Annotated in this window: 14 protein-coding genes and 1 pseudogene; 5 read left to right on the top strand and 10 right to left on the bottom strand. The window is 48.2% G+C overall.

What is annotated here, in order from left to right:
• On the top strand, positions 1 to 542 hold a 542-nt coding region (locus ACTNC6_RS15570), incomplete at its 5' end, for a CAP domain-containing protein (RefSeq protein WP_441044555.1).
• A gap of 325 nt (positions 543 to 867) precedes the next feature.
• Entirely contained in the window at positions 868 to 2,319 is a 1,452-nt protein-coding gene (locus ACTNC6_RS15565; protein ID WP_441044554.1) for a CAP domain-containing protein, read from the top strand.
• A 62-nt stretch (positions 2,320 to 2,381) separates the two neighbouring features.
• Here the strand turns inward: ACTNC6_RS15565 and ACTNC6_RS15560 are convergent.
• Positions 2,382 to 2,768 (bottom strand): annotated as a pseudogene (locus ACTNC6_RS15560) (prealbumin-like fold domain-containing protein); the annotation flags it as partial.
• An 81-nt stretch (positions 2,769 to 2,849) separates the two neighbouring features.
• Between ACTNC6_RS15560 and ACTNC6_RS15555 the strand changes: the two are divergent.
• Together ACTNC6_RS15555 and ACTNC6_RS15550 are read left to right on the top strand one after the other, a co-directional pair.
• Positions 2,850 to 3,812, top strand: coding sequence for an ArdC-like ssDNA-binding domain-containing protein (locus ACTNC6_RS15555; protein ID WP_441044553.1), 963 nt, complete (start codon positions 2,850 to 2,852; stop codon positions 3,810 to 3,812).
• Positions 3,813 to 4,055, top strand: coding sequence for a hypothetical protein (locus tag ACTNC6_RS15550; RefSeq protein ID WP_347472466.1), 243 nt, complete (start codon positions 3,813 to 3,815; stop codon positions 4,053 to 4,055).
• A gap of 53 nt (positions 4,056 to 4,108) precedes the next feature.
• On the opposite strand, the gene ACTNC6_RS15545 is transcribed toward ACTNC6_RS15550, so the two are convergent.
• Genes ACTNC6_RS15545 through ACTNC6_RS15530 form a run of 4 tightly spaced genes read right to left on the bottom strand, consistent with a single transcriptional unit; the run spans position 4,109 to position 7,402 of the window.
• Positions 4,109 to 4,231, bottom strand: a complete 123-nt coding sequence (locus ACTNC6_RS15545) for a hypothetical protein (RefSeq protein WP_279230836.1) — start codon at positions 4,229 to 4,231, stop codon at positions 4,109 to 4,111.
• An 11-nt stretch (positions 4,232 to 4,242) separates the two neighbouring features.
• Positions 4,243 to 5,202, bottom strand: a complete 960-nt coding sequence (locus tag ACTNC6_RS15540; RefSeq protein ID WP_441044552.1) for a DUF5688 family protein — start codon at positions 5,200 to 5,202, stop codon at positions 4,243 to 4,245.
• A gap of 2 nt (positions 5,203 to 5,204) precedes the next feature.
• Positions 5,205 to 7,022 (bottom strand): type IV secretory system conjugative DNA transfer family protein, encoded by a 1,818-nt coding sequence (locus ACTNC6_RS15535; RefSeq protein WP_441044551.1) that lies wholly within the window; start codon positions 7,020 to 7,022, stop codon positions 5,205 to 5,207.
• Entirely contained in the window at positions 7,019 to 7,402 is a 384-nt protein-coding gene (locus ACTNC6_RS15530) for a hypothetical protein (protein WP_441044550.1), read from the bottom strand. The genes ACTNC6_RS15535 and ACTNC6_RS15530 overlap by 4 nt, the downstream gene beginning before the upstream one ends.
• Before the next feature lie 142 nt (positions 7,403 to 7,544).
• Here ACTNC6_RS15530 and mobQ point away from each other — a divergent pair, with 142 nt between their 5' ends.
• On the top strand, positions 7,545 to 9,293 hold the full coding sequence (gene mobQ / locus ACTNC6_RS15525; protein ID WP_441044549.1) for a MobQ family relaxase: 1,749 nt from the start codon (positions 7,545 to 7,547) through the stop codon (positions 9,291 to 9,293).
• A gap of 193 nt (positions 9,294 to 9,486) precedes the next feature.
• On the opposite strand, the gene ACTNC6_RS15520 is transcribed toward mobQ, so the two are convergent.
• The 5 genes from ACTNC6_RS15520 to ACTNC6_RS15500 all read right to left on the bottom strand — a co-directional run bounded on the left by ACTNC6_RS15520 (position 9,487) and on the right by ACTNC6_RS15500 (position 14,820).
• Positions 9,487 to 9,669, bottom strand: a complete 183-nt coding sequence (locus ACTNC6_RS15520; protein ID WP_441044548.1) for a hypothetical protein — start codon at positions 9,667 to 9,669, stop codon at positions 9,487 to 9,489.
• Between the two features lie 353 nt (positions 9,670 to 10,022).
• On the bottom strand, positions 10,023 to 11,426 hold the full coding sequence (locus tag ACTNC6_RS15515) for a TniQ family protein (protein ID WP_441044547.1): 1,404 nt from the start codon (positions 11,424 to 11,426) through the stop codon (positions 10,023 to 10,025).
• The gene (locus tag ACTNC6_RS15510; protein ID WP_055060359.1) at positions 11,423 to 12,664 is read right to left on the bottom strand and encodes a TniB family NTP-binding protein; all 1,242 of its coding nucleotides are present in this window, start codon (positions 12,662 to 12,664) and stop codon (positions 11,423 to 11,425) included. Before ACTNC6_RS15510 ends, ACTNC6_RS15515 begins: the two co-directional genes overlap by 4 nt.
• The gene (locus ACTNC6_RS15505) at positions 12,654 to 14,486 is read right to left on the bottom strand and encodes a Mu transposase C-terminal domain-containing protein (RefSeq protein ID WP_441044546.1); all 1,833 of its coding nucleotides are present in this window, start codon (positions 14,484 to 14,486) and stop codon (positions 12,654 to 12,656) included. The genes ACTNC6_RS15510 and ACTNC6_RS15505 overlap by 11 nt, the downstream gene beginning before the upstream one ends.
• Positions 14,473 to 14,820, bottom strand: coding sequence for a hypothetical protein (locus ACTNC6_RS15500; protein WP_441044545.1), 348 nt, complete (start codon positions 14,818 to 14,820; stop codon positions 14,473 to 14,475). Before ACTNC6_RS15500 ends, ACTNC6_RS15505 begins: the two co-directional genes overlap by 14 nt.
• Positions 14,821 to 15,096: the final 276 nt, after the last annotated feature.

Below are 15,096 nucleotides of genomic sequence, written 5' to 3'. Positions count from 1 at the left end.
TAGTACAAACGAATGATGACTTGAGCAGAGCCGCTATGCAGAGGGCAAGAGAAATTTCTATTAAGTTTTCGCATACGAGACCGGATGGAACAGATAATACATCAATCTTAAGTGAATATGGAATTCCGGACGATAAAGGAGGAGAAAATATTGCAGCAGGATTTAATTCTCCACAAGATGTGGTAAATGGATGGATGAATAGTTCTGGCCACTGTGTTACTCTGCTAAATAGAAATTCAACACATCTTGGGGTTGGAGTATATAAATCCGGTTCTACATATTATTGTGTACAATTATTTACTGCTTATGGTGAAAAAGAAAAGTTAACAATTGATGCAAATGGTGGTTATTTTCCAACATTGAATAATGTTAGTGTGTATGATATGTATTTTTATTATGGAACTAAGATTAAATATGAACGAGACTTGCCAAAACCTGTTCGAGAAGGTTATACATTTGTATGTTGGGAAGATAAAAATGGTTGTCGGTATACTGGACAACGAATTATGTTTAGTGAAAAACTACATGCAATATGGAAATAAGCAACAAAACTTATTTAAAGAACAAACAGAGAGAGAGCAGTTTTAAAAGCTGCTCTCTCTATTTGCTTTATTTTTTATGTTTTCGTTTCTTTGCTTTTTTGTTTTTTGTGTTACAAATCACAAATCCTGCACTTATCGCCATGACAATTCCAAGTCCGATAAATCCATATTTCCACTTACCGTCATCACCAGTCATCGGCATTGGAGGCATTACAACAATTAGTTCTTTTAATAGTGCTTTCTGGCTGTGATTTGATATATACCCTTGCTTCCCTAAAAATCCAGTAGTACAATATGTACATAACCATAAAGGAGGATTCGGTTTATGAAGAGAAAAAGATTTTCATTCCTGACATTGCTGGTTCTGGCTGTCTTACTGCTGATGCCGGTAACCACGCAGGCGGCAGCCAAGCCCGGAACGGTGAAGTTGTCAAGTATCAAGGCTGTTGATTACAACAAAATTAATATCAAGTGGAAGAAGGTTTTCGGGGCTACGAATTATATCGTATATTATAAGAAAGCCGGAAGTGGTAAATGGATTAAAGTGAAAACACTAGACAGTAAAAAATCTAGTTATACTCACACTTCTTCCAGCAAATATCCAATTGTTGTAGGGCAAAAATACACCTATACCGTAAAGGCTTATAATAAGAAAACGAAAAAGTCTGGAAGTTATAATAAAAAAGGCTTAACAGCGAATACAATCCCACAGACGGTAACCGGAATGGTTGCAACCTTCAATGATGATGTTGACCCGACAGTAACAATTTCATGGCAACCGGCAAAAGGGGCAACAAGTTACGTTGTATATTTCAGAACAAAGGATAACACCAAATGGCTTAGACTCGGAACTACCAAAAGTTTAAGTTACACAGATGAAGGCCCTTATCGCGGATATAACAACTCATATACTGTTCGCAGCTATAGCAATGGTGTATATGGAAAATACGACACAAAAGGAACATCTGTATATGTTCCAAATGAAGAGACAGACACGCCAGAGCCAACAGTAAAACCACAGCCAACTGAGGCTCCAAAACCGACGGTTAAGCCACAGCCAACTGAGGTTCCAAAGCCGACTACAAAGCCGCAGCCAACTGCAACCCCAAAACCAACAGCAACGCCAACACCGAATCCAGTTCATAGAGCAGATGCCGCAGAGATTAATCAGATGGTGCAGGAAGTTATCAGACTGACAAATATTGAAAGAGCGAAAGTTGGTTCTGCTCCTCTTCAATATCATGAAGGGCTCGGAAGAGCGGCAATGATAAGAGCGAAAGAAATTAATATTTCATTCTCTCATACAAGACCAGATGGACGAAGCTCAAGCACAGCACTTTCTGATGCTGGAGTTGGAGGAAGTGCCAGTGAAAACATTGCCATGGGATATGAAACACCAGCTGATGCAATTGAAGGATGGATGAATAGCGACGGTCATAGAGTTGCAATGCTGACTAATACAGCGAATTATATAGGCGTTGGTATTTACCAAAATGATTACGGCACATACTTTTGGACACAAGAATTTTCAGAAGGTAATCTTGATAAAAAATGCACTTTAACAGCTGACGCTAATGGTGGTATATTTCCTAACGGAAGCAATGTTTATTCTGCTCAATTTCCATATCAATCACATGTAACCTTTTCTAAGGATATGCCTCAACCAACACGAGATGGATATAAATTTGCTGGATGGCAAAGTGGAAGATTTACATTGTCCGGATTGAATATTACACTTAACACAACAATCAAAGCAATATGGGAGCCAATGAACTAGCGCAAGAATATAGAGCAGCCTGCACGCATTCGCGGGCAGGCTGCTCTTTTGCTTTTTATTGCTTATTTTTTATGTTTACGCTTTCTGAATTTTTTATTTCTTGTCTCATAAACAAGCCATACAGAAGCAAGAGCTGCTGTCATCCCTAAGCCAATAAATCCGTATTTCCACTTACCGTCATCACCTGTCATCGGCATTTTGAATGTCGCATTATTAGTAATGTCGTATTTGCAATTATAGAAATACCATTTGCCAGAATAATTCTTATCTTCTTTTGCAGTTTCATAGTTGACATTGCCATATTCGTTGGCTTCATCTTCTGTCATTGTCATAGGCACTGTTACAATGATAGGTTCCTTCAACAAGGAATTTCCATCAAGAGTCTTTATCTCTGTAATCTGATAAGTACCTTGGTCAAGGTTATCAAAGAAAACATCACCGTTTTCAAAATCAGTATATTTTTCCGCAAAAAAATTTCATTCCTCCAAAAATACAGCATATTAAAAGAAAACATCCAAGGAGGAATCAATATGAAGAACAATACAACTGATACAAAGAAACCCAGCAGACAGGAAAAGGTGCAGGCATTGTCGGAAGACCTGGAAAAATCCATCCACGAATTTATGAACGGGGAAAAATATATGGCATTCCTTTCCAGCATGTCAAAATTCCATACATATTCCCTTAATAACCAGCTCCTCATCGCGCGCCAGAGACCCGGGGCAACCTGCTGTGCCTCCTACACTACATGGAACCGGCTTAACAGGCAGGTAAGGAAGGGCGAATCCGGCATTAAGATTTTCTGCCCCGCACCGTATAAATCCACCGTTCTCAGGGATGCCAAAGACCCTGCGACCGGAAAGCCCTGTCTCTTACCGGACGGCAGCCACAAGAAAGAAGCCGTGGAGAGGGTCATCCCTTACTTCAAGGTAGGATATGTTTTCGATATCTCCCAGACAGACGGGGAAGCCCTGCCGGAGATAGCCAATGAACTGACCGGGGATTTGGACAGCAGCCAGAAAGAGCTGAAGGATGCACTCCTGAAAATCTGTCCTGTCCCCGTCACGTTCCAGCCGATAAAGGGGGAAGCCCACGGATTTTACCGGAGGGATACAAAGGAAATCGTTGTAGACAGTACCCTCTCTGAGAAACAGTCCCTGAAGACCCTCATCCATGAGATGGGGCATGCCATGCTCCACAGCACGGATATCCCGGATGCACCCGGGGATGTTTCCACCCGTGAGGTGCAGGCCGAATCTGTTGCATATGTGGTGTGCAAGTATTTCGGGCTGGACACCTCGGACTATTCTTTCGGCTATATCGCAGGCTGGAGTTCCGGCAGGGAAACAAAAGAATTGAAAGCCAGCCTGGAGACTATCCGGGAGGCCTCAAACAGCATGATTGACCAGGCATCTGCTGTCCTGGAAAAAGCCAGGGCAGCAAAGCAGCCCCTTGAACAGACCGTGAAGGCCGTACAGGGGAGGTGCATGTAGATGACAGAGATAGAACAGACTGCCGAGGAATTAAGGCAGTTAAGGGAAAAACAAGCCCTGCACCGCCGGCAGTTAGAGGAGAACCGTCAGAAAGCCTTGGACAAAAAGAAACAGACTAGACGGTATGTGAACCTGGGAAAGATGGTAGAAGGGATGATACCGGGTGCAGACAGGCAGAGTGAGGATGAGATACTGGATTATCTGGAAAAACATCTGCCGTTTTCCGGGAAACCGACACCGTAAGCCTGCATCTTTGCAGAAAAAAAAGGAGAGCGCTGACTCTCCTTTTTTAACTCTCAGATTCTTCTGATTCCCTCTATCTTCTTTCCATCTGCCAGGGTGATATCTACTGTAATCTTTCCCGGCTTTACACGCAGATAGTTCTCAAAGCTCCTCTGCAGCATCTCCACCTTTTCCATCTCTGTCCCTCCTATATCAGCTTAAATCCATGTTCTTTTGCTTTCCTTGCAGCCTCTGTCATGGTCTGGGTCTCTTCCTTTACTGCGGAGAGCGTCCTGCCGTCATACCGGAATATTTTAAAGGACAGCAAATCCTCCGGGCTTACCGTTGAGATATTGACCTCTGACACCATGTTCCGCAGTTCCTCCGGGCTGAACCCTTCGCTCTCCTTCACCAGCAGCACCTCATGGGTAGAACTGGGGAGCACATAATACGGCTCTCCCAGTGTCTCATAAGCATCCTGCAGCACCTGCGGGCAGACCAGGGCATTGGCTCCGTTTAACCGTTCCTCGTTCGTAAGGACATACAGAGGGGAGGGATTTTCTTTTATCATCCTCTCCAATGCTTCCACATCTTCCGGTGCAGATGCCATCGCAGAAAACATCTCCCTCATGATATCCTCCATGCTTATCAGGGAAAATTCCTGCCGGGCGGTATTTCTATATGCCCGCTCCAGGACTTCCCCCTCTGTCATCTGAAATTCTGACAGGTTCTCTTTTGTCACAAGGAAGGAATAGACATCCCCTCCCTCCTGTCCTGCCCTGCATCTGGCTATGGCCGCCATATCCTCCTTCTGATAATACACGGCATCCTTTAACAGTTCCCTGTTCACATCCGCATTTACCATCTGGATATAGAGCCCGTTCCGGAAATCCTCTGCCGTCCTGCTGACCTCTATGGGAGGCCTGCGGTTCTCCTCCACGATGCCCGCAAGGTATTCCCCAATCTCCTCTGCACCGGCCTTTTCCCCCAGTGTCACCTTACAGCTCTCCGGGTATACCGTCACAGCCATGTTCTCCTCCTGATACCGGCAGGACAGGCCTTCCCGTTGCCCGCCTACTTTATTGACCGTGACCGGCTGGATATCCCAGTCATCCCCCAGCCGTTTTTCCATCTCTTTCTGTATCCTTTTCATCTCTTCTCTTTCCATCTCTATCTACCTCTCAGCCTCCTGGCCGCCTCTTCCAGGCTCTCTGCCAGCCTGCGGGTGCACCAGGTGTAATATTCTTTTATCTTGTTTTTTATATATCTCTCAGTTCTTTCCGGGAAGTCTTCCTCCTCCGGCAGTGTTACTTTCACCTCCGGCAGCGCTTTCCCTTCCAGCCCGGCAGCTTCCCGGTTATATCTCTGTGCCTGCATGGATTTGGCGTTCAGCACCGGTTCTTTGAAATACGAGCATTTCTTTACCCGGCAATAGGAATATTCTGCCGTTATCAGGATGACCTCATCCATCTGTACCAGCCTGGACAAATCTGAAGGTTCCAGGATGGGATGTTCACGGTAACAGGTGCTCCTGCTTCTGTGTTTCCCGCTCCCTGACCAGGTGGTCTCACGCTCCTTATACTTCCCTGCCATGCTGCAGATGGTCTTTGCCGTCTCCTGGCTCCTGACATCCAGGACAGCCAGATAAGAGCAGTTGGATATCATGCTCTGTACGTCTTCTTTCGTATAGCTGTTTTGCAGCGCCTCAAATGACTGTGTGATGAGGATTAAGGTGATATTCCTGCTCCTTCCGGTCAGGAGGATTTCGTTATGCAGGTGGGGGATTTTTCCCCGGCTGCAGAGCCTCCCTAACTCGTCAATAGCCACTATCACCCCCGGGCTCCCCTCCGGACGCTTAATCAGGCATCCGAAAACCTGGCTGATGATTAAGTTTACCACCCCGTAATACGCCTCCAGTTTCTCCTCCCGGACGGATAAAAAGACTTCCTTTCCCTCCTCTATCATCTCCGGGCATGCCCTGCGGGGATTGGCCGCAAATGCATACTGTACATCATCGTCAATAAAACATTTCAGCGCCTCCTCTTGCTGCTGGCAGACCCCCGAAAAAGTCTCATCTGCCAGTTTTTCAAAGGAGGAAAGGTATTTCACCTCCACAGCCCCCGGTGCCGCACCTCCCATCAGTTCCTGCACCAGTTCCCGGCTGTCCCTGGACAGTATCCCGTTGACCAGTGCCGCCAGGTCATGGATATGTTTCTGTTTATACAGTCCAACCAGTTCTCCAATCAGCAAAGACCTGGCCGATTGTTTCCAGAACTCCTGGCCGTCTTTTGCAGAAATGGGTATCAGGCTGTCTGCTATCTCCTCCATCTGCTCCCGGATGTCCTGGTCAGAGGGGGAAGCCTTCCTGTTCAGGGCTGCCAGTGCATCCCAGCCGAAAAGGTTCCTGTCCTGGAAATCTACAATCACCACACGGTCATCATCCAGACGCCGGGTCTTGCTCCATAATTCCCCCTTTATATCAATACAGAACAGCCCTATATGTGACACGGATAACAGAGTCGGGATAAGGATGGCCGAGCTCTTTCCTGACCCGCTCCCCCCTATCACGAGGGCGTGTCCGTCAGTATATCTTACTCCTTCCATCGGTTTGCACAGGTATTTTGTCTGCCTGGAGATAGTCCCCATCTCCGTCTTTCCAAACACTACTCCCTCCGGTGCATCAAACAGGAATCCCTCATTAACCTTCGGATACATAGCCTGCATCTTTAGCGGGCTTTCATACTGGGTAGGCCTGTCGTGGAAGGTATCCTCTATGCCAAACTCTGTCTTGCCCGCTGCTCTCTGTCTCTGGTTCTCTGACCACACATAGACAGACGGCAGCCAGGACAGAAGGAACAGGGACAGGATGGACGGCCTCTGTCCAAAGACCGCCCGAAAGAACAGGATGAGCCCCGCCATCACAAAGGGCTGCAGCCAGATGCCCGTTGCAAAGATGCGGTTTATCCATTTCCAGAACTTTCCGTTCATGTCCTCACTTCCCTTGCCGCTATCGGGCAGTCCGGGGATACCGTAAACCCGCGGCTGTACAGATAGGCCATCTCCTGCTCCATCACATTGAGATACAGGACCGGATATCCCTGCCTGCGGGCAAATGCCTCTATGGCATCCAGCAGGACATCCCTATCCTCCGGTGCCTCTCCTGACAGTCTGTGGATATACAGGCTCCTCTTCCCCCTGATGGGAGGGAAATTCACTACCGCCAGAGCCAGCGGGTTCGGGCTCGCATCCGGTCTCAGGGAGAACAAAAGCAAATCATCCTGCATCTGCCCTCCCGGAAATCCGGAGCCTTTATAATCAACCAGGACGCGCAGGTTTTCCCTGCCTCCTGAAACCAATTCTCCATTCATGGTCTTCAACTCCTTGTAGGTTATTTGACAGGACTTTTCCTGTCACAATTAATATGCAGAATCTTCCACGCCATAAAAAACGGTTTTCACAGATGCCGGGGATTGGCATATTAAAAGAAAAAGTATTTAGAGGTGAAATAAAATGGCAATATTTCAATGTCATATCCAGGTCATCAGCAGAGGGGAAGGCCGCAGCGTTGTCTCTGCAGCTGCTTACCGTTCTGCCTCCCGGATAGAGAACAATTACACCGGCCTGACCGATGACTACACCCAGAAGGGCTGGGTGGAATACAGCGAAATCATACTCCCGCCAAATGCACCCGGGGAATGGAATGACCGGGCTGTCCTTTGGAATGCAGTAGAGGAAGCCGAAAAGAGCAGGGACTGCAGGCTGGCACGGGAGATTGAGGTGGCACTGCCCCAGGAATTATCCCTGCAGGAGAACATCCGCCTGGTACAGGAATTTGTCCAGGATTCCTTTGTCTCAGACGGCATGATTGCTGATATCAATATCCACAACCCGCCGGTCAGGGATTCCTCCGGCATCCCCGTAGATGCAGACGGGAACCGGGTCACTGACCGGAAAGATATGGTTTTCCGCAATCCCCATGCACACATCCTCCTGACCCTCCGGCCTCTGGATGAAAACGGCCGGTGGATGCCGAAAACGGAGAAGGAATATCTCTGTAAGAAAGGAAACCAAACAAAGGCTTTCACAGCTGAGGAATTTAAGGCCGCCAAGGAAGAGGGCTGGCAAAAACAGTACCAGTATTACAAAGGCAAAAAGAAAGTCTGGCTGACCCCTTCTGAGGCCTTTGAGGGAAGCCTTATCCGGGCATCCAAATACCCACGCTGCACTCCCGGCAGGCAGAATGAGAAAGCCCGATACTGGAACTCCCGGGAGGCCATCCTGGCATACCGCAAATCCTGGGAGGAACATGTAAACCTGGCTCTGGAACGGGCAGGCAGACCCGAAAGGGTGGACTGCCGCTCCTATAAAGACCAGGGGCTGGATACCATCCCCGGCATCCACTTAGGCTCCTATGCATCCAGACAGACGGATTCTGACCGGCACAAGGCAAATGAGGAGATTCAGGAGCTGAACAGAAAGAATAAAGACATCCAAAAATGCCTGGACGAGGTGGAAAAGGAGATTGAAAAGAAAAAGGAACGGCTCTTTGACCAGCTGGCAGAGCAGCTGGGAAAAATCCGGGGCGATATCCTCTCTGTCCGGTATGACCTGGAAAGCCTGCTGGAACGGCAGGCCGCCGTGGAGACCGAAAGAAAGAGGCTGGATGAGAGAATCAGCCGGGTAAGGACAATCAGGGAAAATGCCCTGGAGCGTGACAGGGCATCCAAAGAAAAGATTGCACGGTTAAAGAAAGAGGCGGATGATTTCCCGGCACGAAAAGACAGCCTGGCCGGAGAGATACAGACAGAGCAGGAGGCCATCCGGTTTCGGAGGGAAAGGCTTGACAGGGTGCTGGCAGAGGAAGGGTTTGCTTCCCTCTCTGACTACATCCAGGAGGCTCAGATACTCTCTCAGATGGAACTGGAGGCGGAGACCCTGGAACAGGAGATAACCAGCTGCAGGGAACAGACCGAAGAACTGGAACGGCGGTACGGGGAACTGGAAGAAAAGTTGGATGCCGAGGATTTGAAGGGATTTGAACCCTGGCGTGAAAAATGGTCAGGGCATTATGAGAAGAAGGCTGCGGAGCGCATCCGGAAACGGAAGGGCGGCTTCCGGATGTATCTCTTTGAACGTGCAGTACAAAATACCGGTTACAGCCTGCGGCACGGTGCATATCTGGCCGGCAGGGCGGCATATGTGGTGAAAGAAATGGTGCAGGCCGCAGAAGAGACCGACGGGCAGGGGCGGAAGCGATGAATAGAAACCTGTGGATGATGTTCTATCAGAAGGATACTGGCGGGACAGTCCTTGGGACTGCCCGTTCCGGGTTAATCCCTGCCGGCAGGTTGTCAGGCTCTGTATAAAAAGATTAGCTGCCGGCCGGGGATATCGGCAGAGCCGGCAGGTGGTTCTCTGCCAGCACATTCCGACTGATTCTTATACGGGCACTCTATACCTGACGGCCGCAGTAACTGATATTTGCACCCATACACCCCTGACTGCTTTCTATACGGGCACTCATACCTGACCGGCTGCAATAACTTTCCCCTCCATCAATACCTCCAGCCTGCCAGTACTCAGATATTGCACGGCTTACACAAAACTTACATTTCCGCTGTAATCCCCACGGCATCCAAACCCCTCTTTTTATTATGCAATATATCTAATTTATAATCCTTTTATTTAAATATAATTATATATTATATATAACAAATATCTATATCTTACTAAATCTTACAAACTTACAGGATTTTCCAACATACACTGACCTATAGGAAAAAGTTTTTAATAAAAAAATATCCTATCTCCTTTCATAACTGCGGTCACTGTTGCAAAACTTTGTAAGAATCCCATCCGGAGCCCGCAAACGCCCTGTTTATGCGGCTTTGCGGGCATCCGGATTCTTACATCAGCCTGTAAATTTCCTGTAATCTGCCCGCGAATCCACCTGGCAGCCATATTCTTTCCGGCAGTCCCGCGTTTTCATCACAGCAGGCTCTCCAGCCGGTCTGCATCCTCCCCTGCATGTTTCCTCAGATACGGCTTGCATCCCTGAAAATCCACGTTTTTCATATTGGTCAGCCTCCGTATCTGCGTCCAGTTCACAGGCCGCCCTTCTCTCACAAGTTTCCGATACGCCCATACTGCCTCCCTCGCCCAGTATTCCTTCTGCGGTTCTGTATGCTCCTTAATCTCCTCCCTGCACCGCGGCAGTTTCTCAAATCTCTTATCCGGCAGGTGCATCTTTTTCGTGACTGCAGACACCGTGACCCTCTGCGGGCGTGTCATCCCATCCCCCTGTAACAAGGCTATGGTCTCCCTGACCTTTGGAAGCAGTTCCTCATCCATCTTCTCCCATGCAAACGTCCTTTTCCTACGCTGCACCCGTTCCCTGGCCTCATACCGCCTCAATACAGCTTCCCCCACACTGCGTACCAGTTCATAATCAAGCCCTAATTCCTCTGACACCTGCATAAATACAGGCTCTTTTATCTCATCTGCGATACTATCCGGGATTGCCTCCAGTTCTTCCACCGGGATGCCTGCGAACATGGACAGCTGGCAGATATCGTAAAAGTTCCATCTTTTCCCCAGCAGAATCTTCTGCATCTTCGTCTCAGTCATCACGTTTTTATTTCCATAAAACTCCCTGTAATCCTGATAAAGCCTTTCCAAGCAGAGACTGACTCCTGATGCCGAACCGTAAGGACGTTTCAGACGGTATTTCAAAAACTCTGCCACGGATACCCGGCTCTTAAACAGCATCCTCCCCTCAAAAATCCGGCATGCATACCCCGCAAGGGCGGCTTCCTTCTCCTCTTCACACATCCGCACTTCCAGCTTCTCCGGTATGACAGATTCTGCATTCCATAATCCCGGTGCCGCTTTTCTCTCCATAGAAACATCACTCTCTGCAAGATAACAGCCATGCCGCCCGCATATCTGCATCCCCTGAATCTGATGGATTCTGTGCCAGTATGTTTCCCCATATGCATTCCTGTCTTCCTTTACGCATAGCGGACAGTACCTCAATGTCCTGCCTGTCCCTCTCCGGTTCTTTGGAATGGCGAGCAGGTTATTGAAGTTCCCGTTCATGTCCAGCAGTGCCCGGTAAGCCTCCTGCTTCTTCGCATCCGGCAGAAATCTCCCATAAGAGGAAAACATGGTATGCCCCAGGATGAGTTTTTCCATACCGCAGTGTTTTATCACAAGTTCCTTCACCTCCGGTCTCAGTTCATTCACAAACTCTGTGTCAGGGTTTACATATCTTTTAACATACAAATCATCCAGCGCATATCTCAGTGACAGATACCCTGATTTTGTGTAATAACGGGAGAACCAGCTGTATGCCAGTTCATCCTCATACAGTTCCGGAAAAAAAGCAATCATACCGCTACCTCCTCTACCTTAAAGTGCTGTTTAAATACCTCTACGACATCCAGGTTTTCCTTCTTCGCCCTGCTGACCATCCCGGCAAGGGTTTCCTGTATGTTCGTCCCTGTCCCTTCCGGCTCCTCCACAGATACGGACGCCCTCTTCCTACTGTCAGAACTCTGCTTTTTCCGCTTTATGGAGGGTTCCAGGTAATCATGCAGCATACTCATACGTTTCTGATACGCCGCTTCCAGCATAGCCATATCCAGTACATCATCCCCTTCCAGAATCGCGATTTCCTGCGCGTCATGAATCAGGGATACAAGGACTGAGATATTTCCGCCGCAATGTTCAAAGAGCCATTCTGTCACCCCGGCCGATAACTCCATCCTGGTCTTCGTATACTGATAGAGGAACAGTTCCCTGCATACCTCACAGAACTCATCCCCAAACTGCATGGCTTCATACTGCAATCCCAGAGACCGTCTTGCCAGCTGCATTGCCTGTTCAAAAAAAGGGATGCTCTCCGGTGTCCCTACCATACAGATAGCGATACCGGAATTGTTTATCAGCTGCGTCAGCATCCCTACCAGGGATTTCCCATTCCTGCTGTTCACCACGTTCTGTATCTCATCCACCACAAGCAGCCCGATATGGTTAAGGGAAACCTGGCTCACACTTCCAATCAGCATATCCACAGATGCCCTCGCTTTCAGTGCATTCACATAGTACTTGCTGCCAAGCACCTCATCCACCTTACGCAGGATTTCCAGCAGAAGCCCTTTTACAGAGGAATCAAACGGACACTGGACAATGATGCAGGGGGCAATCCGGCAGTATGGCTCTTCTGTCTCTATCACTTTCTTTGTCATTATCAGGTCAATCGCCCGGAATACGGCAGAACTCTTTCCGATACCGGAGGCTCCGAGGATGGTGAAGGAGTCCGAGCCGCCTAAAATCCCCCTGCACCGGCCGCCCCGTATCCCCCGCTGGTTCTCATACTTCTGGTATACTGCCTGCATGGATTCTTTCTTCTGCATAGACCGTAAAAGCCCCATATACAGTTTATGGTATATCTCTACGGACATCCGGGAGGGGATATAAACGTTATAGATGTCTGACAATGCCACCAGCCGCTCCATGCTGCTTTTTTCCCATATGCAGGCAGGATATTCCGGTGTTTCCCTCAAACAGTCCAGCAGTTCTTTCCCCGTCTTCATCTCCGGCATGATATCCACAATCTTATCTCTCATTTCCTGCACCTTCTTTCATAAAGTCCACGTGTCTCTTCCTCTGTTCCCTCTGCCTGGTCTTCCGTATGTTCTTTATCTTTGTGTCTCCGGTATGTACCGCATTCCCGGCAATGTTCTGTATATGCATTGCCAAATCAATCTTTGCCTGCAGGTTCCCGGCAGAGGCATCCTTTATCATTTCATTACAGTCTGCCTTTAACTTCTCCACTTCTGCGATGTTTTTCCCACAAAACCGCCTCTCTATCAGGTCAAACCTCTGATAAGCCCCATCTTCAAGCAGCCATACATGGCTCACATCCTCCGGATTGTATGCGACCACAGCCTCGCCGCCCTTTAAATATCTCTCTGTATATCCGCCTGCATGGTAACGCATTCCTTTTACCTTTAACCCTGACCGCATAAATCTTCCCGTTGTCCTCGGCAAAAGGGTCTGTATCAGTTCTTCCCTGGAAACAGGAATCAGGTTGGCCCCTTCTTTGTGCTTTCCCCATCCAAAGACAGAAGACGCAAACGGCTGGACTCCCTCCTGCAGCATTTCTTCCGTATAAGGGAAATTTTCCAGAATCCTCTGGGAATTATAATACAGGATACATCTGAGGATGACAGTTTCAAAATCACGCATGGTCAGGCAGGCATCTTTTCTGTAATCATGCGCTCCCCTCTCCCTGTAATCCGGCTCTATCACACCCCTGCCCTTCAGGTGCTTCTTATACTCTGACTGTATCAGGTCAAAGAATTTCTCCACCTGTCCTTTTAATTCCGGTCTGTATGCCGGGAGGTTCTGTATGGTCACACCAAGCTCTGTAATCTGTCCGAAGTTCTCAGAGGTATATTCCGTTCCCATATCTGTCAGCATCAGCCCCGGCAGACAGTCACAGTCCCACTGCTCCCTTTCTATCAGGATGCCGAATCTCCTGCACCACTCCTTTTTATCCGCAGCCACATTTAACATCAGGTTCCTCAGGGAATACACGCCGCCCTCCCACAGCAGGCTGTATCCATAACAGAAGGAGGTATATGCATCCACACATGCCAGGAGAATCGGCCTCCCCACCAGATGTCCGGCATCATCTACCAGGTAGATATCGCAGACGGTTCCATCCAGCATCCCTGCACCTACCGAACAGAACTCCTGCACTCCGTCCCCCAGCAGGGGGCGGTGGTTCCTCTGGTAATCCTTTAACCCGTTTCTGGAGATATAGTATGTCTGCAGTTTCTTCGTCTTTTTATAAAAATACCGTAACTGGTGGATGGACGGGTAACGGTCTTTCAGTTTTCCGTTCCGGTCACAGTACCTCTCTTTCAGCATCAGGGTATAGACAGTGGAAAGGCTCTGCTTTTCCCTGGTATAGTAGAACTTGTTCAACGCCCAGCGCATGTTCTTTTCATCCTGCGTCAGTTCCCTCTGTTCCTGCTTCTCCCTTGGTGCCAGCACCGAGATATCCTGATATGCCAGATACAGCCCCAGGTAATTCTTCACCGTGTTCTGGCTGACCTTATACTTTTCTGCGGCATCTGCAATCCGTAAACTCCTCTGCTTTTTATCCCCCACACAGGGCAGGATGCCTGAAATGACAGTGAATCTCTCATGCATGGTCTGCCTGGCAGATGCAGACATCCCTTCCGGGATATCCCGCTCCATCTCCCCCATGAACTCTTCCCCCGGGATTTCCACACCGTCCTTTATCTCTGACAGACTTATCCACTTTGGCATCCCCATCTTTACACAGTCTATGACTAGCGCCTTCTCCCCTTCTGCATCCAGTATCCTTAAAATCCTGTCCCCAAGTCTAATTATCCTGCAATCCCTATTTTTCTTCATCTGTCACAATCCCCCAGTCTGTGATACCCCGTCTTGTCCAGTACTCCCTTGATGCATCCAGTAACTTCACAGTCATTGGCTTCTTTAAGAATCTCCGTTCCACACACTCCCTGACCATCAAATCACCATTCTGTTTCTCACAGACAAAATCCGAACTGTATTCCCCGGCTTCCAGACCGGACAGCATCACATTGCATTGAAATTCAATTATGCTGTCTTCCTGTTCCAGTCTTTCTGCATATGCCAGCTGGATTGCCCCATACGTCCTCACCACCTCCTTACACTTTTTCATCTGCCTCTTCTGGCATCGTCCCTTGAAACCTTTTTTAATCATCCTAACTTTCTTCCTTTCCCAGAAATGTTCCCAAATCTGACATTATCCTCCCAAGAACAGGATTATCACATCGTTTCTTTTCCCAAAACCGCATTCCGGAATCCCCAAAACCTGAAAAACATTGATTTTACGCCAATCTTTTCCCAGAACCAGAATCCCAAAAACGGCTTTTTCCTTTTTCTCAATGTCCCTTCGCACACCCACTTTGCATTTTTTTAGCAAACTCACTTGTAAAAACTTCCCTTTCCGGCCCTTCCGGGATACTGCACTATTTTT

It is taken from the genome of Blautia sp. HCP3S3_C4, from assembly GCF_052064095.1.
GTDB lineage: Bacteria > Bacillota > Clostridia > Lachnospirales > Lachnospiraceae > Blautia_A.
The sequence above is the reverse complement of the archived record's forward strand: the minus strand, read 5'-3'. Positions and strand labels throughout refer to the sequence as shown.